Source organism: Brevundimonas sp. NIBR10 (assembly GCF_027912515.1).
Classification (GTDB): domain Bacteria; phylum Pseudomonadota; class Alphaproteobacteria; order Caulobacterales; family Caulobacteraceae; genus Brevundimonas.
Map to the genome: position 1 here is coordinate 2691383 of NZ_CP115464.1, position 20245 is coordinate 2711627.

General features: G+C 68.8%; 20 protein-coding genes and 1 pseudogene. 12 read left to right on the forward strand and 9 right to left on the reverse strand.

Going from position 1 to position 20245, the window contains the following annotated elements; translation table 11 throughout:
- Entirely contained in the window at nucleotides 1–2859 is a 2859-nt protein-coding gene (locus tag O5K39_RS13240; RefSeq protein ID WP_271144090.1) for a DUF6298 domain-containing protein, read from the forward strand.
- Between the two features lie 8 nt (nucleotides 2860–2867).
- Here the strand turns inward: O5K39_RS13240 and O5K39_RS13245 are convergent, their stop codons facing one another.
- The 3 genes from O5K39_RS13245 to O5K39_RS13255 all read right to left on the reverse strand — a co-directional run bounded on the left by O5K39_RS13245 (nucleotide 2868) and on the right by O5K39_RS13255 (nucleotide 5718).
- A complete protein-coding gene (locus O5K39_RS13245) occupies nucleotides 2868–3551 on the reverse strand; it encodes a ribonuclease HII (protein WP_271144091.1) in 684 nt (227 codons plus the stop codon).
- Nucleotides 3552–3648: 97 nt separating this feature from the next.
- Nucleotides 3649–5088, reverse strand: a complete 1440-nt coding sequence (locus tag O5K39_RS13250) for a beta-lactamase family protein (protein WP_271144092.1) — start codon at nucleotides 5086–5088, stop codon at nucleotides 3649–3651.
- 60 nt (nucleotides 5089–5148) lie between these two features.
- On the reverse strand, nucleotides 5149–5718 hold the full coding sequence (locus tag O5K39_RS13255) for a DNA-3-methyladenine glycosylase I (protein ID WP_271147158.1): 570 nt from the start codon (nucleotides 5716–5718) through the stop codon (nucleotides 5149–5151).
- Nucleotides 5719–6577: 859 nt separating this feature from the next.
- On the opposite strand from O5K39_RS13255, the pseudogene O5K39_RS13260 reads away from it, so the two are divergent.
- Nucleotides 6578–7237, forward strand: a pseudogene (locus tag O5K39_RS13260) (alpha/beta fold hydrolase); the annotation flags it as partial.
- Nucleotides 7238–7526: 289 nt separating this feature from the next.
- On the opposite strand, the gene O5K39_RS13265 reads toward O5K39_RS13260, so the two are convergent.
- A complete protein-coding gene (locus tag O5K39_RS13265; protein WP_271144093.1) occupies nucleotides 7527–8330 on the reverse strand; it encodes a folate-binding protein in 804 nt (267 codons plus the stop codon).
- 42 nt (nucleotides 8331–8372) lie between these two features.
- Nucleotides 8373–8531: a hypothetical protein gene (locus O5K39_RS13270; protein WP_271144094.1), complete on the reverse strand. Its 159-nt coding sequence runs from the start codon at nucleotides 8529–8531 to the stop codon at nucleotides 8373–8375.
- A gap of 98 nt (nucleotides 8532–8629) precedes the next feature.
- On the opposite strand from O5K39_RS13270, the gene O5K39_RS13275 reads away from it, so the two are divergent.
- Genes O5K39_RS13275 through O5K39_RS13285 form a run of 3 tightly spaced genes read left to right on the forward strand, consistent with a single transcriptional unit; the run spans nucleotide 8630 to nucleotide 11690 of the window.
- Nucleotides 8630–9592 (forward strand): glycosyltransferase family 9 protein, encoded by a 963-nt coding sequence (locus O5K39_RS13275; RefSeq protein WP_271144095.1) that lies wholly within the window; start codon nucleotides 8630–8632, stop codon nucleotides 9590–9592.
- 29 nt (nucleotides 9593–9621) lie between these two features.
- Nucleotides 9622–10956, forward strand: coding sequence for a dihydroorotase (locus O5K39_RS13280; protein ID WP_271144096.1), 1335 nt, complete (start codon nucleotides 9622–9624; stop codon nucleotides 10954–10956).
- Entirely contained in the window at nucleotides 10953–11690 is a 738-nt protein-coding gene (locus O5K39_RS13285; RefSeq protein WP_271144097.1) for a prephenate dehydrogenase, read from the forward strand. The genes O5K39_RS13280 and O5K39_RS13285 overlap by 4 nt, the downstream gene beginning before the upstream one ends.
- Here O5K39_RS13285 and O5K39_RS13290 read toward each other — a convergent pair.
- The 4 genes from O5K39_RS13290 to erpA all read right to left on the reverse strand — a co-directional run bounded on the left by O5K39_RS13290 (nucleotide 11672) and on the right by erpA (nucleotide 14031).
- The gene (locus O5K39_RS13290; protein WP_271144098.1) at nucleotides 11672–12634 is read right to left on the reverse strand and encodes an alpha/beta fold hydrolase; all 963 of its coding nucleotides are present in this window, start codon (nucleotides 12632–12634) and stop codon (nucleotides 11672–11674) included. The genes O5K39_RS13285 and O5K39_RS13290 overlap by 19 nt on opposite strands.
- A gap of 29 nt (nucleotides 12635–12663) precedes the next feature.
- Nucleotides 12664–13350: an SdpI family protein gene (locus O5K39_RS13295; RefSeq protein WP_271144099.1), complete on the reverse strand. Its 687-nt coding sequence runs from the start codon at nucleotides 13348–13350 to the stop codon at nucleotides 12664–12666.
- Nucleotides 13347–13643 carry a metalloregulator ArsR/SmtB family transcription factor gene (locus tag O5K39_RS13300; RefSeq protein ID WP_271144100.1) on the reverse strand — a complete coding sequence of 99 codons (297 nt, stop codon included), beginning with the start codon at nucleotides 13641–13643 and terminating at the stop codon, nucleotides 13347–13349. Before O5K39_RS13300 ends, O5K39_RS13295 begins: the two co-directional genes overlap by 4 nt.
- A 70-nt stretch (nucleotides 13644–13713) precedes the next feature.
- Nucleotides 13714–14031 carry an iron-sulfur cluster insertion protein ErpA gene (gene erpA / locus O5K39_RS13305; RefSeq protein ID WP_271147159.1) on the reverse strand — a complete coding sequence of 106 codons (318 nt, stop codon included), beginning with the start codon at nucleotides 14029–14031 and terminating at the stop codon, nucleotides 13714–13716.
- 125 nt (nucleotides 14032–14156) lie between these two features.
- On the opposite strand from erpA, the gene O5K39_RS13310 reads away from it, so the two are divergent.
- The 7 genes from O5K39_RS13310 (at nucleotide 14157) to O5K39_RS13340 (ending at nucleotide 20232) form a co-directional block, all read left to right on the forward strand.
- Nucleotides 14157–15362: a deoxyguanosinetriphosphate triphosphohydrolase gene (locus O5K39_RS13310; protein WP_271144101.1), complete on the forward strand. Its 1206-nt coding sequence runs from the start codon at nucleotides 14157–14159 to the stop codon at nucleotides 15360–15362.
- A 73-nt stretch (nucleotides 15363–15435) separates the two neighbouring features.
- Nucleotides 15436–16194: an SPOR domain-containing protein gene (locus O5K39_RS13315; protein WP_271144102.1), complete on the forward strand. Its 759-nt coding sequence runs from the start codon at nucleotides 15436–15438 to the stop codon at nucleotides 16192–16194.
- Nucleotides 16195–17244, forward strand: a complete 1050-nt coding sequence (gene nagZ / locus O5K39_RS13320) for a beta-N-acetylhexosaminidase (RefSeq protein WP_271144103.1) — start codon at nucleotides 16195–16197, stop codon at nucleotides 17242–17244.
- 3 nt (nucleotides 17245–17247) lie between these two features.
- Nucleotides 17248–18072, forward strand: coding sequence for a ScpA family protein (locus O5K39_RS13325; RefSeq protein ID WP_271144104.1), 825 nt, complete (start codon nucleotides 17248–17250; stop codon nucleotides 18070–18072).
- Complete coding sequence (gene scpB / locus O5K39_RS13330; RefSeq protein ID WP_271144105.1) at nucleotides 18069–18725, forward strand: SMC-Scp complex subunit ScpB; 657 nt, start codon at nucleotides 18069–18071, stop codon at nucleotides 18723–18725. Before O5K39_RS13325 ends, scpB begins: the two co-directional genes overlap by 4 nt.
- Nucleotides 18726–19049: 324 nt before the next feature.
- Nucleotides 19050–19901, forward strand: a complete 852-nt coding sequence (locus O5K39_RS13335; protein WP_271144106.1) for a thymidylate synthase — start codon at nucleotides 19050–19052, stop codon at nucleotides 19899–19901.
- A gap of 10 nt (nucleotides 19902–19911) precedes the next feature.
- On the forward strand, nucleotides 19912–20232 hold the full coding sequence (locus O5K39_RS13340; RefSeq protein ID WP_271144107.1) for a phosphoribosyl-ATP pyrophosphohydrolase: 321 nt from the start codon (nucleotides 19912–19914) through the stop codon (nucleotides 20230–20232).
- Nucleotides 20233–20245 lie beyond the last annotated feature (13 nt).

Below are 20245 nucleotides of genomic sequence, written 5' to 3' on the forward strand. Positions count from 1 at the left end.
ATGCGGCCTGCGACTCTGATCGTCAAACCCGGACCCGGCGACGACGCCGATCGGATCATGGCCGCAATACGCATCGTCGAGCGGATGCCGGTGGATTCTGAGGGTCATCGCGGCCTGGTTCAGCTGGCACCCGGCGAATTCGAGATCGGCGGTCAGGTTCGCATCGAAACGGGCGGGGTGGTGCTGCGCGGTGCCGGCGCGGGCGAGGCTGGCTCCGTGCTGATCGCGACCGGTCATGACCGCCGCGCCTTGATCGCCATAGCGGCACCGGACCGTCCCGTGGCGGCCGAGGGTGTCGCCTATACCGTCGCGGAGGCCGCCGTCGGAACCCGGACGGTCACTCTCGACAGCGTCACCGGCCTGCGGATCGGGGATGCGGTCACCGTGGTGCGTCCCTCCAACGCCGACTGGATCACGAGCTTGGGCATGGACGCGTTTCAGGGCTGGCGGCCCGAGGGGCGGCTGAACTGGAAGCCGGGATCGCGCGACATCGTCTGGGATCGCCGGATCACGGCCATCGACGGCCTGACGGTGACGCTCGACGCCCCCCTGACCACGGCCATCGAGACGGTCTGGGGCGGTGGTGTGCTGCGCAAGGGCGCCTCGGCCGATCGGCTGAACGAGGTCGGGGTCGAGGGGCTGAAACTGGTCTCCGCCTCCGATCCGACCCGCCCGCTGGACGAGGACCACAGTTGGTTCGCCATCGCCGTGGACCGGGCCGAGGACGTCTGGATCCGCAATGTCGCGGCAGAGGGCTTTGCCAGCTATGTCGTCGATCTGGGCGCGACCAGCCGCCGGGTGACGGTCCAGGACGTCTCGGCGTCCCGTCCGGTGTCGGAGCTCGGCGGCCTGCGTCGCCGCGTCTTCTACACGGCCGGACAACAGGCGCTGTTCGTTCGCTGCGACAGCCGCGACGGCATCCACGACTTCGCCCTCGGCCACGCTGCGGCCGGGCCGAACGTCTTCCTCGACTGCACGGCGATCGACGCCCACGGCGATTCCGGACCCCTTGAAAGCTGGGCCTCGGGCGCCCTGTACGACGGGGTCAAGGTGCGCGGTGGCGGGCTCAACCTCACTCACCGGGGACGTGATGCCCAGGGCTCCGGCTGGTCCGCGGCCAACTCCCTGTTGTGGAACTGCGAGGCGACCCAGGTTGATGTAAGCAGCCCGCCGGGAGCCCTCAACGCCGCCGTCGGCTGTCGCGGTGAGGTGTCCGGCGACGGCGTGATCGAGGATCCCCGCATCCAGCCCGGCCGCGACTTCTACCGCGCTACCCCGCAACAGCCGGCCAGCCTGTATCGCGCCCAACTGGAGGCCCGACTGGGCCCCGCCGCCCTGGCCGCGCTCGCCCCCGTCGCCTTGCCCCCGGTGCCCGCGAATGCCCGGCGTCTGACCGAGGCCGAGGTCCAGGCCTATGCCCGCACCGCCCATCCGACGCCGGAAAGCCACCCGCTGACCATCGTCGACGGCCAGTTCGTCATCGACGGCCGGCCGGCCTGGCGGCGTGTCCTTAGCTTCTCCTTCTTCCAGGCCCAGATGGTTCCGGCACTGGCCCCTGCCTTCGGCCCCGCCCTGACCCGGTTCGCACCGGGACTGGAGGGGGTCGGCCTGACCGACGACCTGCCGGCCTTGGCGGCCTCGCTGAACACCGGGGACGTCGTCGGCCACAATTATGGCCTCTGGTACGACCGGCGGCGCGTCGATCACGACTTCTACGGCTCGCCGGACCAGAAGGACGGAGAAGTCTGGGGCCCGTTCATGGAGCTTCCCTGGGCCCGCAGCGGGACCGGACGCGCCTGGGACGGGCTCAGCCAGTACGACCTGACCCGCTTCAATCCCTGGTTCTTCGACCGCATCCGGACCTTCGCCGACCTGGCCGAGCAGCGAGGCGTGGTCCTGTATCATCAGATGTACATGCAGCACTGGCTGCTGGAGAGCCGGTCGCACTACGTCGACTTCCCGTGGCGGCCGATGAACGCGATCCAGGCGACGGGCATGCCGATGGAGGTCCCGGCCGCGACCACCTTCTGGGACGTGTCGGACCCGGTGCGCCGCGACCTGCACCGCCTCTACATCCGCCACACCCTGGACGTGCTGAAGGACCGCCCCAACGTCGTCATCGGTCTGGACCCCGAATACACCGGCCCGCTCGCGTTCACCCGGTTCTGGCTGGACACCATCGCGGCGTGGGAGGCCGAAACCGGATCAGCGCTTCATGTGGTGCTGGAAGCGCCGAAGGATCAGGTCGACGCCGTCCTCGACGACCCGGTCCGGTCGCGCATCGTCGATGGTATCGAGATCCACCACTGGACCTATCGCCCGGACGGCAGCCTGTTCGCCGTCGTCGGCGGGATCAACAAGGCCCCGCGTGAGCAGGTCGACGCCATCGCGAGGCCGCAAGACCTGGTCGGGGTAGCAGAGGCGGATATCGGTGCTGTGCGCCAGGCGCTTTGGCGATCGACGCCCGAGATGCGCTATCGGCTCTATCGCGAATACCGCGACCGGCGCGGCGGCCTCGTGGTCGTCGGGGCCGAGGATGTCTGGCCGGGCCTCAGTCGTGCCGTCGAGCAGATCGTCCCGACCGCCGTTCGCGCGACGATGCGGTCAGGCACAGGCCCGGTCGCTGACACCGCCAAGGCATGGAGCCTCGGCACGGCAGGCGGGGCGTCGTTGACCTACAGCCTGGACGGTGGCGTCGTCACGCTCTCGCAACCGCTCGGGGGCGCGGCGAGAGCCGTCTGGATCGCTGAGGACGTCGCTCCGGTCGAGGTAGCCCTAGCATCCGGGACGACGACGCTGACGCCGCCGCCGGCCATGGCGGGACAGCCCGCTGCGGTGTGGATCCGGCCGGAAACCTGATCCGTCGCTCAGGCCGGTACGTCGGCCCGGTCGGCCTCGAGCAAGGCCCGGATCGGGGCCCAGGCACCCCGGTGGGCCGGGCAGGGGCCCATCGCCTTCAGCGCCGCCTGATGGATCGGCGCATTGTATCCCTTGTGGCTGGCGAAGCCGTAGCCGGGATAGGTCGCGTCAAGCTCGACCATCAGCCGGTCGCGCGCCGTCTTGGCCAGGATCGAGGCCGCCGCGATCGACAAGGACAGGCCGTCGCCGCCGATCACGGTCTGGACCTCGCACGGCAGTTTGAACCGGTAGTTCCCGTCCACCAGGGCCGCTGCGACCGGTGTGCCCAGCCCCTCGACCGCCCGGCACATGGCCAGGCCGGTGGCGTGCAGGATGTTCAGCTCCGCGATCTCCTCGACCGAGGCGAACCCGACGGCCCAGGCGACAGCGCGCGCCTTGATCTCGACCTCCAGCGCCTCGCGCCGGGCGTGGGTCAGGGCCTTGGAGTCGTCGATGCCGAGGGGCACGTCTTCGGGGTTCAGGATCACAGCCGCCGCCGACACCGGCCCGGCCCACGGCCCGCGACCGGCCTCGTCCACGCCGCACACCAGCCCGCCCGCCGACTGGGCCAGCAGGGTCTCCAGCGTCAGGGTCGGAAACGCGCGCGCAGGCGGCTTGAGCTTGCGGGGTGTCGGAGTCTTCGGGGCCGTCATGGCTCGCCCATCGCACGAACGTCCTCGCAGCGAAAGCAGGACCAGACGTGATTTCCGCCTCGCGGGTCGCCCGGATCAGTCGATCTCGGATCGACCTCTACTCGGCCCCCAGCGTCTTCAACTGGTCCTCGGCATTGGCGTTTCCGGGGTCGAGAGCGAGCGAGCGGCGGTAGTTTTCGATGGCACGTGTCCGGTCACCGGAACGGGCGTAGACCTCGGCCAGGCTGTCGTAGGCGTTGCCGCTTTCCGGATAGAGGCCGACGATGACCTTCATCACCGTCAGGGCCTCGGCGACCTTGCCCCGGCCGAGCAGCCGATAGCCCCAGTTGTTCAGATCAACCTCTGGAAGAGACGCGGCTCCGTCACGGGCGATGAGTTCAGCCGCCGCGCGTTCGGCCTGTTCGAACCCTTCCGCCTCCAGGCGCTCGCGCAGGGCTGGCACGCCGGTCAGCCTCATGCCGGGTATGAAGCGGGTGGCGATCGGGTCGGTCAGTTCCTCAGGAAAGGCCCCGGCAAGATTGGTCAGGATGACGACGGCCACGCCGTCTTTGGGATAGACCGAAAAGGCGGATCGCGCTCCGCCCGACATCCCGACGGCCGGATGGTTCTGTCGGTCGACGACCACCCACCCGTTGGCCCATTCGCCTGTCCTGCCGTCATTGAACTGTGCCGGCGTCCAGAGCGCTTCCAACGTCGCAGGCTTCAGAATTCCGCCTGATTGCAGGGCGATCAGCCAGTGAGCCAGGTCCTGAGCAGAGCTGTTGATGCCGGCGGCGGTGCGGGCGAAGGCCGGAAAGGTCTCGAACACGTTCTTCAGCACCGGCCGTTCGCCACGGCTGAAACGATAGCTGTCCGCCTTGCCTGGAATGACGTCGAGCGAGTCGCCGAAACCGGAGTCCGCCATACCCAGGGTCCGAAAGACGTCCTCGCCCACGACCGTCTCGAAGGGGCGCCCCTGTACCCGTTCGATGATCATCCGCAGCAGCATGTAGTTGGTCTGGTTGTAGGCGAACCGCTCGCCCGGCGCGAAACGCAGGGGCTGATCGGCGAGGGCCGCCAGGGCTCCCGCTTCGTCCTGCCCGACATAGCCTTCATCCGGCGTGACGATATCCGGCAGGCCGGACATATGGGTCAGGATCTGGCGAACGGTGATCGGACGCCAGGTCGCAGGGAGGTCCGCCAGATAGGTCGAGAGCGGCGCATCGAGATCGACCTGACCGCGCTCGACCAGCCCCATGACCTCGACCCCGGTGAAGCTCTTGGTCGCAGAGTTGATCGAAAAGACGGTGTCTTCGGTCACCGGCACCGGCGTCTGCAGATTGGCCAGTCCGTAAGCGCGGGAGTAGACGATCCGGCCGTCCTTCACGACCGCGACCTGCAATCCCGGGATCGAACGAAGTTCCATCTGACGCTGCACCCAGACGTCGAGTTCGGCATCGATCGAAGATCGCGTCTCGGATTGCGCTCGGGCCTGGAGCGGCGCGCCGATCAGGCAGGCGGCGATCGTCAGGGCGAAGACAAGACGGTGAAACAACATGACGGCTCCGGTTCAAGAGCCTGGAAAGATCACCTCGCCCGCCCGGCTGCCAGTGAACCTTTAGTAATTTGCCCGAACCTCGTCGCAGCGAAAGCAGGACGGGAAGTGATCGTTGACCATGCCGGTCGCCTGCATGAACGCATAGACGATCACCGGACCGCAAAAGCTGAACCCGCGCTTTTTCAACGCCTTGGCCATGGCGACTGAGGCGTCGCTCTGGGTCAGGCCGACCGGGCTGCCCTGCACCGGTCGGCCATCGACGAACGACCAGAGCCAGGCGGAAAAGTCCTCGCCGTTGTCGCGCATGTCCAGCCAGACCTGGGCCCCCCGGATCGTCGCATCGATCTTGGCGCGCGAGCGGATGATGCCCGGATCGGCCAGTAGCCGTGCCCGGTCGGTGTCGTCGTACCGGGCTACCTTTTCCGGATCGAAGCCGTCGAAGGCGGCGCGCAGGGTCTCGCGCTTTCTCAGGATGGTTATCCAGGCCAGCCCCGCCTGGAACCCGTCCAGCGCCAGCTTTTCCCACAGGGCACGCGCGTCGTACTCGGGCACCCCCCATTCGGTGTCGTGATAGGCGACATAGAGCGGGTCGGTCCCGCACCAGGCGCAGCGATGGATCGAATCGGCCATGGCCCATCCTATCGCCGTCATGTTCGGAAAGTCGTGGTCGCCGGGCGAATTCTGGCACAGGATCGACTCGGGGAAGACTTGGGGAAGCGCCGTCATGACGATCAGGATCTGGACCGCCGTCGCGATGATCGGCGCCCTGCTGGCCGGGACGGGCGCTCAGGCCCAGACGACGCCGCAACCGACACCCGCCACGGCGGAGGCGCAACCCGTCTCGCTCGAGGCCGTGGCCCAGGCCATGGACCGGGGCGACATCGCTGCCCTGCGCGCCGCCGCCATGGACCGCAACCTGATCGACCAACTGCGGGCCACAGACCCTGACACCCTGATCGAGTTCCAGCTGTCCTTGGCCGAGGCCTACGACAAGGCCGGACTGAAGGACGAAGCGACCGCCGCCTATGTCCAGGCCCTGGTCTCGATCCTTCAGTTCCGGGGTCAGGGTCATGTGTCCATGATCGAGCCGCTGGAGGCCGTGGGGCGGCTGGCCACCGAACCCAGCCTGAAGGCCGACTGGTTCCTGAGGGCCTATGAGATTCGCGAAAGCGTCTACGGTGCTAACAACCCCAACCTGGCCCCCTATCGCGCCGAGCTTGACGCCGCCCGTCGCGCCGCAAACCTCAGCCCGCTGGGCACCCGCGCGGCCCCGGCCGACGGTTCGGCCAACTTCGATCTTGTCGACGTCTATTACGCGACCCATCGCGCTCGCACCGCTCAGGCCACTCCCGCAGGGATGTTCGGCGGCGATCGTGCGCCGCTCAGCTTCGGCGTCGCCGAGGTCAGCGTACCGCGCGACCGGGCACCGGGCTCCATCCCCCGGCCGTCGATCTGGACGCTGGAGTTCCGGCCCGACCCCAATAAGCACATGATCCTGAACAGCGTGACGCCGGTGACCGACCGCGACGCCTTCTTCAACCGCGTGTCCGGCGTGGTGGCGGGGACCGAGCGCAAGGAGGTCTTCGTCTTCATCCATGGCTACAACACCTCGTTCGAGGGGGCGGCGATCCGCACGGCGCAGCTGGCTGTGGACATGAACCTGGACGGCGCGCCGATTCTCTATTCCTGGCCGTCGCGGGCCAGTCTGCTGGGCTATCAGGCCGATACCCGCGCCGTGGCCGACAGAGCCCTGCTGAACGAGGTCGCCGACTTCCTGACCGACGTCGCCAATCGCACGGGGGCCGGGCGTGTCCACCTCGTCGCGCATTCGATGGGAAACCGGGTGCTGGAGCGGGCGCTCGACGTCATCGCCGCCCGCACGCCGGGTCGCCCCCCCATGTTCAACGAGGTGGTCTTCGCCGCCCCCGACGTCGGGGTGGACGAGTTCGAGGCGACCTTCCCCCGCATCCTGCCGACCGGCCAGAGGTTCACCCTCTATGCCTCCCAGCGCGACCGGGCGCTGCAGATATCGCAACAGATCAACCGGATGCAGCGCGTCGGCGATGCCCGCAACGTCGTGGTCCGCGAGGGCCTCCAGACCGTGGACACCACCTCGGCCTCGGGCGGCCTGCTGGGTCACGACGACTTCGCCGGCAGCGCCCTGGCCGACTTCCGCGCGGTGATGTGGCTGTCGCTCGCCCCCGAACGGCGCTGTGTGCTGGAAACCGCCGAGACCGCCGGCCGCCGCTACTGGGCCTTCGGCGGCGGCTGTCCGGAGGAAGAGTTCGTCGAGGACACCCAGACGGTTCGGGCCGACGGCTCGATCGAAAAGGCCCTGGCCCGGCTCGACGACGATGCGTCCAAGGCCGCCGCCCTGGCTCGCGACGCCCTGATCCGCAAGCGCGAGCGGCTGGCCGTCATGTTCGGCCTGGCCGCGCCTACGCCTCGGGCGGTTGCCACTCCGGCATCCAGTCCGGCCGCCACGCCCGCGCAGGCCGGCCGTCGACCGTCAGCTCGCCCTGCGACCGGTCGAGCCGCATCAGGCCGATCGCCGCGTTCCTAACGCCGCCCATCACCTCGCCCGCGCGTCGCTCGCCGTTCAGCACCTCGGCCCCGAAGGCCGGGGGAGGGCCGTCGAAGGCCAGGGGCAGCATCCGGTTCTTGATCGCCCCGCGCCGCTTCATCCGCGACGTCGTCTCCTGACCGACAAAACACCCTTTGGCGAAATCGATCCCGTTCAGTAGGTCGAAATTGGCCTCGATCGGATAGGTGCGATCCGACCCGGCGTCGCCGAAGGGATCGGGCACCCCCAGCGCCAGTCGATGCGCGGTGTAGTCCGTCTCGGTCGCGGTCGTGGCCACAACACCGCCATGCGCCCGCCCGCCGAGCGCGCTCAGTCGTGGATCGACCACGAATCCCGGCGCGGCCTCCGGCCAGCTCGCGAACACCGGCCGGTCATCGACGGTGACCTCGACCTGCGCGCGCAGCCGGTACATCGACAATCGCTGCAACAGGGCCTCGCGCCGCTCCGCCGCAACGTCCAGCAGCACCGCATTCGCCTCGCCGATCAGGAACAGGTCGAACAGCAGCCGTCCCGGCGGCGACAGCAAAGCCCCGAACCGCACCTCGCCGTCCTTCAGCGTGTCGACGTCCTGGGTCAGCAGGCTGTGCAGGAAGGGCCGGGCGTCGGGCCCTGCGACCCGGATCAGGGAACGACTGTCGAGGCGAGCGATGTGCGTCATGGTCGCTAGATAGGGCGACCCGGCACGATACGCGAGGACGCCCTACAGCCGCGGCGGCGGGGGAGGCGGCAGGGGTGCGGGTGGCGGCCATGGCGCGGAGGACTGAGGGCAGCCGGGCGGATAGTGCCGCGCGCCATAGCTGGTGCAGCCGCCCAGAAGCGCCGCCGCCGCCAGCATCGTCACAACGATCGATCTCGACATCCGGGCTCCCTCCAACCGCTCACCGATCAAAGATCACCGATATTCCCTTCGGTCAACCAGACGCTGAACCGACGCGAGAATCCGTATACGGTCCGTCCATGCCCGCGCGTTTTTCGATTCTGTACATCGCCGAGGCCGACCCGGAAGCCGCCGTCCTGTCCTCGGGCGTGCCGGCCTATCTGGCCCGGTCGATGCCGAACGCGCGCTTCACCATCGTCGGCTCGCCCCAGACCGCGCCTTTGTTCGCCGACATGCCACGCCTCGACCGGCTGCTGGTGCTGGAGACCGAAGGCCGACTGGACTGGATCGGCCTGTGGAACCAGGTCCGCGACACCAAATGGAACCTGATCGTCGACATGCGCGGCACCGCCATCTCGACCCGGCTGCGGCGCGACAAGCGGGCCGTGCGCGGCAAGGCCAAACCCGGTCGCCACGCCGTGGAACAGGCCGCCGACGTCCTGACCCTGGACGAGGTTCCGGCCCCGCATCTGTTCGTCTCCGATGCAACGCGCGCCGCCGCCGACGCCCTGATCAAACCGGACGACAGGCCGATCCTGGCGGTGGGTCCCGGCACCGACTGGATCGGCAAATGCTGGCCCGCCGAACGCTATTCCAAGATTGCCGCCGCCCTGCTGGGGCCGGACGGTCAGCTGGCCGGGGGGCGGCTGCTGATCGTCGGCGACGAGGTCGATCGCGAACTGGTCCACACCATCCGCCTGTCCGTCGCGCGGACCCGGGTGATCGAGGCTCAGGGCCGCCTGACCCCGCTCCAGACGGCCGCCGCCCTGACGCACGCCTCGCTCTATATCGGGGCCGATTCGATCTGGACCCAGCTCGCGGTCGCGGCGGGCGTCCCTTCGATCGGGGTCTATGGTCCGTCCGACGAGACGGTCGTCGGGCCATGGGGCGGGGTCTCCGTCCGGGGCCCCCGGACCCTCGCCGAGTTCCGTGAACTGGACCCCCGCCTGAACCAGGCCATCCAGCACATGATGGACCTGCCTGCCGAACGCGTGCTGAAGGCGGCGCGGAAGATACTGGCGCAAGCGCCCGCGACGCCTTAACCGGTCCCGGCATAGCGAGGAGCGGCGGCATGGCGAAAACCTACGACCTGATCGTGCGGGGCGGCGAGGTGGTCAACCACGCCGGTCGCGGCATGGCCGACGTCGGCATCACCGACGGCCGCATCGTCAAGGTCGGCGACCTGTCCCAGGCCTCGGCCGAAGAGATCGTCGATGCGACCGGCCTCACCGTCCTGCCCGGCGTCATCGACACCCAGGTCCATTTCCGCGAGCCCGGCCTGGAGTGGAAGGAAGATCTCGAAACCGGGTCGCGCGCTGCGGCCCTGGGCGGCGTCACCGCCGTGTTCGAGATGCCCAACACCGAGCCGGCGACCACAGATCCCGACGCCCTGGCCGACAAGCTGAACCGCGCCCGCGACCGGATGTGGACCGATCACGCCTTCTACATCGGCGGCACCCACGACAATGCGCGGCATCTGGGCGAGCTGGAGCGGTTGCCCGGCTGTTGCGGGATCAAGGTCTTCATGGGGGCCTCGACCGGCACGCTTCTGGTCGCCGACGACGACGGGGTCCGCGAGGTGCTGAAGCACGTGAAGCGCCGTGCCACCTTCCATTCCGAGGACGAGTATCGCCTGGCTGACCGCCGCCCCCTGGCCCGCACCGGCGACTGGACCAGCCACCCGGAGGTCCGCGATGCCGAGAGCGCGATCATGTCCACCCGCCGCCTGGTCAAGCTGGCGCGCGAGACCGGGGCCCGTATCCACGTCCTGCACGTCACGACGGCCGAGGAGATCGACTTCCTCAGCCACAACAAGGACGTCGCCACCGTCGAGGTGACTCCCCAGCACCTGACCCTGGACGGCGACGAGGCCTACGAACGCCTGAAGGGTCTGGCCCAGATGAACCCGCCGATCCGCAACGCGCCGCATATCGCCGGGCTCTGGCGCGGCATCACCCACGGCGTCGCTGACGTGCTGGGTTCGGACCACGCGCCCCATACGCTGGAAGAGAAGGCACGGCCCTATCCGGCCTCGCCGTCGGGGATGCCGGGGGTGCAGACCCTGGTGCCGGTGATGCTGACCCATGTCGCCGAGGGGCGGCTGTCGATCGAGCGGTTCGTCGACTTGACCTCCGCCGGCGCCAACCGCGTCTTCGGTATCGCGGGCAAGGGGCGGATGGCCGAGGGTTATGACGCGGACCTGACCCTGGTGGACCTGAAGGCGCGCCGCACCATCGTCCACGCCGACATGGCCACCCGTTCGGGCTGGACCCCGTTCGACGGCTTCGAGGCAAAAGGCTGGCCCGTCGGGACCATGGTTCGGGGCAAGATGGTCATGCGCGATGGCGAACTGGCCGCAAAGGCGGCGGGCCGCCCCGTCCGCTTCCAGGAGACCCTGGCGGCGTGAAACCCCGGCTCGGCCTGATCGGATACGGCGCCTTCGGGCGGCTGACCGCGCGCCATCTGTCGCTGTGGTTCGATATCATCGCCCACGATCCAGCGGCCGAAGAGGGGGAGGGCACGGTCGTCCTGACCGACCTGGCCACAGCCGCGGCCTGTCGCGTCGTAATCCTCGCCGTGCCGGTCGAAGCCCTGGCCGAGACCTGCGACGCGATCTCGACGCACCTGACGCCCGACGCCCTGGTCCTCGACGTCGGCTCGGTGAAGGTCCTGCCCAGTCGGGTCATGACCGAGCGCCTGCCTGCTGGCATCAGCCTCGTCGGCCTTCACCCCCTGTTCGGCCCACAGAGCGCGAAGGACGGCGTCGCCGGTCACCGCATCGCCGTCTGCCCGGTCCGGGACGACCGCGCCGCCCGCCGCGTCGCCGCCTTCTGTCGCTCGGCGCTGAAGCTCAGGGTCTTCCGCGTCTCGGCCGAGGATCACGACCGCGAAGCCGCCGTGGTCCAGGGCCTGACCCACCTGATCGCGCGCGTCCTGCTGGCCATGGAGCCCCTGCCGACCCGCATGACCACGACCAGTTTCGAGCGGATCATGCAGGCGGTGGAGATGGTCCGCCACGACAGCCCGGCCGTGTTCCGCGCCATCGAACGCGACAACCCCTTCTCGGCCGAAGTCCGCGACCGCTTCTTCGCCCTCGCCGATGAGGCGCGGGCCGAACTGGATCACCGCTCGGGGGAGTGACCCAGGATGAAGTCGCCGACCGCCTCTGCAACGCCGGGCGCGAGCGGCAGGTCCGGATCGGAATAGGTCGCGATGTTGCCGGCGCGGTCGGCAGGCGCGATTTTCAGCACATGGTTGACCCCCTCGAACCGGGCCACGGTCGCATCCGGCCGGGCCGCCGCCAGAGCGTCCAGATCGGCGGCCGCGACCTGAATGTCCGTCGTACCCCGCGCGATCATCACGGGCCCCGAATAGGCCGCCGCCAGCCCGGCCGGGTCGAGCGCGAACCACGAGATCAGATACGGCTGGACCGACGGCCGGAACAGGCTTTCCAGACCGGGGATGTTCGCCGTCTCCCGCCCGGCGACCAGGTCGGCCAGCCCCGCCATGGCCTGGGCCTTCAACGGCTCCGGGAGGCCCGCCAGTTGTTGGGCGATCACCGTGGCGGCGGGGCGGCCGGCGGGTGCCAGCAGGACCAGGCCGCAGATCCTGTCGTCCGGCTCCCGAACAGCGCCCAACGCGACAAGGGCACCCTCGCTGTGTCCGATCAACCAGGCGCAGGGCCGGCCGGTTCGCGTCGCCGCCTCGACGGCCCAGGCCCGGGCGTCGGAGATGAAGGCGTCGAACCGCAGCGAACGCTCATCGCCGCCCGCCAGCAGGCTCTGCCCGATGCCGCGCTTGTCGATCCGCAACGTCGCCACGCCCTGTCCCGCCAGGCCCTCGGCCAGCAGGCGATAGGTCGCCGCCCGCACTTGCAACGGCGTGCCGTTGTTCAGGCTGTTGCCGTCCTGATCCGTGGGGCCGGAACCCGGCAGGATCACCGCCACGGCCCGGGTGTCCATATGGGGCGTCCGCAGCGTGCCGTGGAGTGTCGGCATGCCGGTGAGAGCCAAGGGCGTCTCGCTCTGAACAGAGGCGGGCAGGGGGGCGAGCGCCATCGCGCCCGCGATCAGCAGGGTCAGCATCGAAGGTCTCCGAGTTCAAGTGGGATAGATCAGAACGGCTGGCGGTCGGGGTCGCTCTTCCACACGCGCCAGCTTTCGAACACGGACCAGGCGGCGGCGATCAGGACGGCGGCCGTCAAGGTCACGAAGCCTGCCGGTTGAGGAACGAGAGGCGCGGCGATCAAGGTGACCAGCCCCAGCCAGAAGAACAGTCGGCCCGCCAGGCGGTTCGACCGATCCCAGGCGCGGCGGCTCTTGAACGACCATGGCGTTCTCACCCCGATCAGGGGATTGGGTGCGACCCGGCCGAGGAAGGCACCCGTCGCCACGAAGATCGCGCCCATCAGCGCCATGGTCCAGCCCGTAGTCGCCTCCGCCCCGGCACCCACGGAGCTCTGGCCCAGTATGGCCGTCCACAGGATCGCCGTGGTGCCGCCGATCGCCAGCAATGCGATCAACTGCCCGATCTCCAGGCCACGTCGCCGCGAGGGATCATCCGATCGTCTGGCGTACCAGCTCATGGCACCGGCCGTCAGCGCGGTCATCGCGGTCATGAAGGCGAGCAACCCGGCCATCTCGCGTCGATCACCCCATCGGTCGGGACGACCCTCAAGGTCGAAATGCATGGCGATCGGTCCGGTCGGCCCCGCAACGGCGACCCAGACAGCGAGGATGGCGATGACCGCGATCATCACCACGGTGGCGGTGTCGAGCAGGGTAAGGCGAGGGCGGGTCATTTGGCGGGATCCTCCTGGGCTTGCGTTGCGGTCTGGCCGGTCCCGGCGATGTCCATCAGGAAGGCCAGCGCCTCCTCGACGGCGGATATCTCCAGCCGATAGCGGATCGTCTGGGCCTCCCGCTCGGGACTGACCAGACCGGCCTCCTTGAGCGCATTCAGATGCCCCGTGATCGTCGGCCAGCTCATGTCGAAGGCCGCCGCGATATCCCCGGACGCCATCGGCCCGGGCCGCAGCATCTCGATGATGCGCCGACGAACCGGATGCGACAGGGCCTTGAACAGGGTGTTCATAAGGCTAGAAGCTAATTAGCGATCAGGCTAAGGTCAAGACCTGTTTAGGCGATACCCTAATCGACCGCACCTAGATGGAGAAGCTGACCCCGCAGCCGCAGCTGGTCGCCGCGTTCGGGTTTCGCACCACGAACTGGGCACCGGCCAGTTCGTCGACGTAGGCGATCTCGGACCCCTTCAGGAACGGAACCGATACCGGATCGACCAGGGCCGTCTGGCCGTCGGTCTGGATCAGCAGGTCGTCGGCCTCTGCCGCCTCGACCAGGTCGAGCCGATACTGAAAGCCGGAACAGCCGCCGCCCTCGACCGCGACCCGCAGCATCACCGGATGGCCCTCGGCCTCGGCCAGCCGGGCCAGCCGTCGTGCCGCCGTGTCGGACAGCACGATGCCCTCGGGCGCGCGCCGGGCGACCTGAAGCTTGAACGGGGCGGTGGGTTGGACGGTGCTCACGGCTGTCTATATGAGGCGCGCCGGTCCATAGCGAAAGACCGCCCTGTCATCGAAGCGATCGATTGAGCCCGTTCACCGCCGTCACGCCCGCGTTCCGCGCCCTCTATGCCGAGGATCCCGCCGCCTCGCGAGGCCGTCTGACGCCCGAAGAACCGAGCCGGACCCGCAATGCCTTCTCGCGTGATCGTGACCGGATCATCCATTCCACGGCCTTTCGACGGCTGAAGGGCAAGACCCAGGTCTTCGTCGCCCACGAGGGTGATCATTACCGCACCCGCCTCAGCCACAGCCTGGAGGTGGCCCAGATCGCGCGGTCGCTCGCCCACGCGCTCGGCCTTGATCAGGATCTGGCCGAGACCATCGCCCTCGCCCACGACCTGGGCCATTCGCCGTTCGGCCACGCAGGCGAGGATGAACTGAAGGTCCGGATGGCCCCATGGGGCGGCTTCGATCACAACGTCCAGACCTTCCGCATCGTGACGCGGCTGGAGAGCCGCTACCCGGCGTTCGACGGCCTGAACCTGACGTGGGAGACCGTCGAAGGGATCGTCAAGCACAATGGCCCGGTCAGCCACCGGCTGGATGAACCCGCCTGGCGCGCCATCGCCGACTATGCCGAGGGTCGGCCTGACTGGAACCTGAGACTCGACGGCTTCGCCTCGCTGGAGGCCCAGGCCGCCGCGATCGCCGACGATATCGCCTACAACAACCACGACGTGGACGACGGACTGTCCGCCGGCCTGTTCACGCTCGACGATCTGGCGACCCTTCCCTTGATCGGCCCGGTGGTCGCCGGGGTTCGTGCCGACTGGCCGGTCCTGACGTCCCGAATGACCCGCTACGAGGCCGTGCGCCGGATGATCGGGGTCATGGTCGACGATGTCCTGGCCGAGACATCGCGCCGCCTGGCCCAGGACGGCATCGACAGCGTGGAGGCGGTCCGCCGCGCCGGCCGCACCCAGGTGCAGTTCTCCGACGCCATGATGGCGGACCTGGGGGTCCTGCGGGCATTCCTGTTCGAGCGCATGTATCGCCATGCGACCGTCAACCGCTCCCGCGCCCGGGCCCGGCGCACGGTGGCGGCTCTGTTCGAGCGGTTCATGACGGATCCGGAGTTGCTGCCGCCCGAATGGTCGAGCCGGGCGCGACTGGACGACGGGCCGAGGCGCGCTCGCGCCGTCTGCGACTATATCGCCGGCATGACCGACCGCTTCGCCACCGATGAGCAACGCAGACTGGCCCCGGCGCGGTCACGCCGCCAACTGTGATTCGTCTGTGCGCGCTCAGGGGTTAGGATGCCCAATCGCGCGTGATTCGCGCGACGCCTTCAGAGACCACGCCATGTCCCACGACGATCAACGACCCGACGGCCGCGACCGGGGGGCCTATACGCCGCCGACCGACGACGACCTGCCGTTCAATCGCGGCTTCGATGCCCGTCGCACGCCGCCGACCAAGGCCCCGCCGGTCACCCTGATCATCTCGGGCGTGGTTCTGGTCGTGCTGATCGTCGCCGTGGTGCTGTTCTATCGCTCGGGCCTGCGCGCCTCCAACGACGTGCCGCCCGCCGTCGGCACCCCCGTCGGCAACCTCAAGATTGAAGCCCCGGTGGACGCCCAGCCGGTGGACGCCGAGGCCGGGATCGACGTCTATCGCGACGGTGCCGAGGCCCCGGGTACCGCGCCCACCTTCACCCCGCCGCCCGAAGAGGTGCAGCCCCGCCCGACGCCCCAGCCTCTGCCTGCACCGACGGCGACCCTGCCGGCCGCGCCGCCCGCGAAGACCACCACACCCGCTCCGCGCCCGGTGACGCCGACAGCCCCGGCTGCAAGCCCGGCCCCCGCCGCCTCGACCGCGACAGGAACCTCGGCGGTCCAGATCGGCGCCTTCTCGACCACTGCCATTGCCGACCGCGAGTTCGCCGCCGTCGCCGCCCGGTTCCCGCAATTCTCGCGCGGGTCGGCCAAACGGGTGCAGGAGGTGACGGCGTCCAACGGATCGACCGTCTATCGCACCACCTTCACCGGCCTCAGCCGCGAGCGGGCCCAGGCCTTCTGTGCGGCCATCCGCGCCGCCGGCGACGACTGCCTGGTCCGCTAGGTGCGCACGGCGGCGATATACGGGTGCGCCGGTCACGTCCTGACCGAGGACGAGCGCGCCTTCTTCGCCGAACAGCGGCCCTGGGGCTTCATCCTGTTCCGCCGGAACATCGACACCCCCGATCAGGTCCGCGCCCTGACCGCCGCCCTGCGCGCCAGCGTCGATGACCCGAAGACCCCGATCCTGGTCGATCAGGAGGGCGGCCGGGTCCAGCGTCTGGGCCCGCCGCACTGGGCCAAATACCCGCCCGCCGACGCGTACTTGAAGGCGACCAACGATCCGCTCGCCGCCCGTGAACTGGTTCGGCTGGGTGCCCGGCTCATGGCCCATGACCTCAAGGCCGTCGGCATCGACATCGACTGCGCCCCCGTTCTGGACGTGCCGACCCCCGGCGCCCACGACATCATCGGTGACCGCGCCTATGCCCGCGATCCGGTGCTGGTCGCCCAGCTGGGCCGGGCCGCCGCCGAGGGGCTTCTGGCCGGGGGCGTCCTGCCGGTGATCAAGCACATGCCCGGCCACGGCCGCGCGTTCGGCGACACCCACAAGGAACTGCCGACCGTCCACGCGGACCTGGCCACCCTCGACGCCTGGGACTTCGCGCCGTTCAAGGCCCTGTCTGACATGCCCATCGGCATGACCGCCCACATCGTCTTCACCGCCATCGACGCCAAACGGCCAGCGACCCAGTCGAAAAAGGCTATCCGCCTGATCCGCGAGACCCTCGGCTTCAAGGGCCTGTTGCTGTCCGACGACCTCGTCATGAACGCGCTCAGCGGCACATTGACCGAACGCGCCGCCAAGTCGCTCAAGGCCGGCTGTGATCTGGTCATCCACTGGAACGGCGACATGGATCAGATGCGCCAGGTCGCCGACGGTGTCGGCAAGCTGAAAGGCGGGGCCGCCCGCCGTGCCGCCGCCGCCCTGGCCCGCATCGTCCACACCCCCGAGCCCCTGGACCCCGTCGAGGCCCGCGACCGCCTCGACGCCATGCTCGCCGGCCGCCTCGACGCCGCAAGGGGCCCGGACGTGGCGGAGGCGCAGGCCTGATCCATGACCGAGGCCTTCCAGCCCAACCTGGACTTCACCGCCGTTGAACAGATCGACGCGGGCGAGGCCTTCGTGGTCGATCTGGACGGTTATGAAGGCCCGCTTCACGTCCTTCTGGCCCTGGCCCGCACCCAGAAGGTCGACCTTCTCAAACTGTCGATCACCCGCCTCGCCGAACAGTATCTGGCCTTCGTCCACGAGGCGCGTCGCCGCAACTTCTCGCTCGCCGCCGACTATCTGGTAATGGCCTCCTGGCTGGCCTATCTGAAGTCGCGTCTTCTGCTGCCCCGCACGGAGAAGGCCAAGGGGGACGAACCCCCCGCCGAACAGATGGCCGCCGCGCTCGCCTTCCGCCTGCAGAAGCTGGAGGCCATGCGCACCGCCGTCGAGGCGATCACCAGCCGCCCCCAGCTCAAGCGTGACGTCTTCACCCGCGGCGACCCCCAGGCCACGGTTATCGTCCCGTCCGACCGCATCGACGCCAGCCTGTACGACCTGATGAGCGCCTATGTGACCCAGCGCCGCCGCGAACAGGCGCGTCACTACAATCCCGGCCAGCGGGTCGAAGCCTTCGGGCTGGAGGCGGCGCGCGACTGGCTGCGCGACGTCCTGCCCAGGCTGTCTGACTGGACGCCGCTGGATCGGGTGGCCCCCGAACGCGACGCCACGGGCGACGGCCCGACCCAGGCCAGCTACCTGGCCTCCACTCTGTCTGCGAGCCTGGAACTGGTGAAGGAGGGGGCCATGGATGTGCGTCAGGAGCAGTCCTTCGAGGACGTCTGGCTCAAGCGTCGCGGTCTGGGTCAGGCGCTGGAGCTGACGCCATGACCCTCGATTTCAAACCGGACGAGATCGAGATGGCCCGCCGGGTCGAGGCCCTGCTGTTCGCGGCGGCCGGGCCCCTGTCCCTCGTCGAGATCGCCCGCCGCCTGCCCGAGGGGGCCGACGTCGCCGCCGCCATCACCGATCTGCAAACCCAATATGCGGGCAGGGGGGTCGAGCTGGAATGCGTCGCCGACCGCTGGCGGTTCCGCACCGCCCCCGATCTCGGCTTCCTGATGACCGAGGAGCGCGAGGAACCCCGCCGCCTGTCGAAAGCCGCGCTCGAGACCCTCGCCATCATCGCCTACCACCAGCCGGTCACCCGCGCCGAGATCGAAAGCGTGCGCGGCGTCTCCATCTCGCGTGGCACCCTGGACCTGTTGCTGGAGATGGGGTTCGTGCGTCTGCGCGGTCGTCGCCGCACCCCCGGTCGACCGGTCACCTATGCCACCGCCGACCGCTTCCTCGAACATTTCGGCCTGGCCAACATCCACGACCTGCCCGGTGCCGCCGAGATGAAGGCCGCCGGCCTGCTCGACCTGTCCCTTCCCACCGGCTTCGAGGTGCCCGACCCCTCGCGCGGCATGGACGCCGACGACGAAGACCCCATCGAGGACGGCGACACCCCGGAATTCGCCCAGGATTTCGTCGGGGATTGAACGAATCTCCTCCCCGTGCGCGGCGCTCCTTCAGCGCCGTGACGGAGGGGGCGACGGGGTCTGACCGATGAGGACTCTCGCAGCGATCGAGGTGCGTCCCGCAGCCCTCATCTTGGGCACCGAGTCGCCCCCTCCGTCAGCTCGCAAGAGGCTCGCTGCCACCTCCCCATCGCTTCGCGACAGGGAGGAGACGGCTTGTCCGCCGCCTCGAACTTGCGAACTTCGAGCCACCAGCCACCAGCCACCAGCCACCAGCCACCACTCCCTTGTGGGCAACCGAATCGCTGCCGTGCCAACCGGGCGAATCACAGGCATCCTCCCCCCATGACCGTCGCCCTCTCCCATGCCGATCTGAAGTCCGAAACAGCCTCCGCTGATCACCCGGAATGGCAGTATCTGAACCTGCTCCAGGACATCCTCGACAACGGCGTCGAACGCGGCGACCGGACCGGCACCGGGACGCTGGGCGTTTTCGGGCGTCAGATGCGTTTCGACCTGTCGAAGGGCTTTCCCCTGCTGACGACCAAGAAGCTGCACCTGAAGTCGATCATCGTCGAACTTCTGTGGTTCCTGCGCGGCGAGACCAACATCCGCTGGCTCAAGGACAACGGCTGTTCGATCTGGGATGAATGGGCCGACGAGGCGGGCGAGCTGGGTCCCGTCTATGGCAAGCAGTGGCGGTCGTGGGCCGCCCCGAACGGCGAGAGCATCGACCAGATCGCCCGGCTGATCGAAGGCCTGAAGACCAATCCGAACGGCCGGCGCCACATCGTCTCGGCTTGGAACCCCGCCGACATCGAGGACATGGCCCTGCCGCCCTGCCACTGCCTCTTCCAGTTCTTCGTCGCCGACGGGAAGCTCAGCTGCCAGCTGTATCAGCGCTCGGCCGACGTCTTCCTGGGCGTGCCGTTCAACATCGCCTCCTATGCCTTGCTGACGATGATGATGGCCCAGGTCACGGGCCTGAAGCCCGGCGACTTCGTCCACACCCTCGGTGACGCCCACCTGTATCTGAACCACCTGGATCAGGCGAAGCTGCAGCTGACCCGCGAGCCCCTGCCCCTGCCGACCATGACCATTGCGTCGAGAACCGACCTGTTCGACTTCGAGGCCGCCGATTTCGTGCTGAGCGACTATACGCCATGGCCGCATATCAAGGCGGCGGTGGCGGTCTGAGGCGGAGCCGGTGCATCTGAAATCGCTGTCGGCCGACGTCACCCGAATCTCCGATATCTACGCCCGCGAGCACGGCATCGATCGCGACAAGGCGGGGGCAGGTGACTGGGCGCTGCTGAAGCTACAGGAGGAACTGGGCGAGCTGACCGCCGAGCATCTGCGGATGTCGGGCAGGGCGCGAGGGACAGCGGATGCGGAGGCTCTGGGCAATGAGGCGGCCGATGTGCTGGGGATGCTGCTGATCTATTGCGACCGGGTCGGGATCGATCTGGAGACGGCGATGGCACGCAAATGGCTGCGCTGGCTGGAGCCGGAGAACGTCGTTTTCTGATCTAGCTTGACCA

Coding starts and splice junctions, on each gene's coding strand:
- O5K39_RS13300 (WP_271144100.1), bottom strand. CDS start 13,643: ATGAACACCCTGTTCAAGGCCCTGTCGCATCCGGTTCGTCGGCGCATC.
- O5K39_RS13315 (WP_271144102.1), top strand. CDS start 15,436: ATGTCCCACGACGATCAACGACCCGACGGCCGCGACCGGGGGGCCTAT.
- O5K39_RS13250 (WP_271144092.1), bottom strand. CDS start 5,088: ATGTTGTTTCACCGTCTTGTCTTCGCCCTGACGATCGCCGCCTGCCTG.
- O5K39_RS13255 (WP_271147158.1), bottom strand. CDS start 5,718: ATGGCCGATTCGATCCATCGCTGCGCCTGGTGCGGGACCGACCCGCTC.
- O5K39_RS13295 (WP_271144099.1), bottom strand. CDS start 13,350: ATGACCCGCCCTCGCCTTACCCTGCTCGACACCGCCACCGTGGTGATG.
- O5K39_RS13240 (WP_271144090.1), top strand. CDS start 1: ATGCGGCCTGCGACTCTGATCGTCAAACCCGGACCCGGCGACGACGCC.
- O5K39_RS13245 (WP_271144091.1), bottom strand. CDS start 3,551: ATGACGGCCCCGAAGACTCCGACACCCCGCAAGCTCAAGCCGCCTGCG.
- O5K39_RS13275 (WP_271144095.1), top strand. CDS start 8,630: ATGCCCGCGCGTTTTTCGATTCTGTACATCGCCGAGGCCGACCCGGAA.
- O5K39_RS13290 (WP_271144098.1), bottom strand. CDS start 12,634: ATGCTGACCCTGCTGATCGCGGGCGCGATGGCGCTCGCCCCCCTGCCC.
- O5K39_RS13265 (WP_271144093.1), bottom strand. CDS start 8,330: ATGACGCACATCGCTCGCCTCGACAGTCGTTCCCTGATCCGGGTCGCA.
- O5K39_RS13335 (WP_271144106.1), top strand. CDS start 19,050: ATGACCGTCGCCCTCTCCCATGCCGATCTGAAGTCCGAAACAGCCTCC.
- scpB (WP_271144105.1), top strand. CDS start 18,069: ATGACCCTCGATTTCAAACCGGACGAGATCGAGATGGCCCGCCGGGTC.
- O5K39_RS13270 (WP_271144094.1), bottom strand. CDS start 8,531: ATGTCGAGATCGATCGTTGTGACGATGCTGGCGGCGGCGGCGCTTCTG.
- O5K39_RS13280 (WP_271144096.1), top strand. CDS start 9,622: ATGGCGAAAACCTACGACCTGATCGTGCGGGGCGGCGAGGTGGTCAAC.
- O5K39_RS13325 (WP_271144104.1), top strand. CDS start 17,248: ATGACCGAGGCCTTCCAGCCCAACCTGGACTTCACCGCCGTTGAACAG.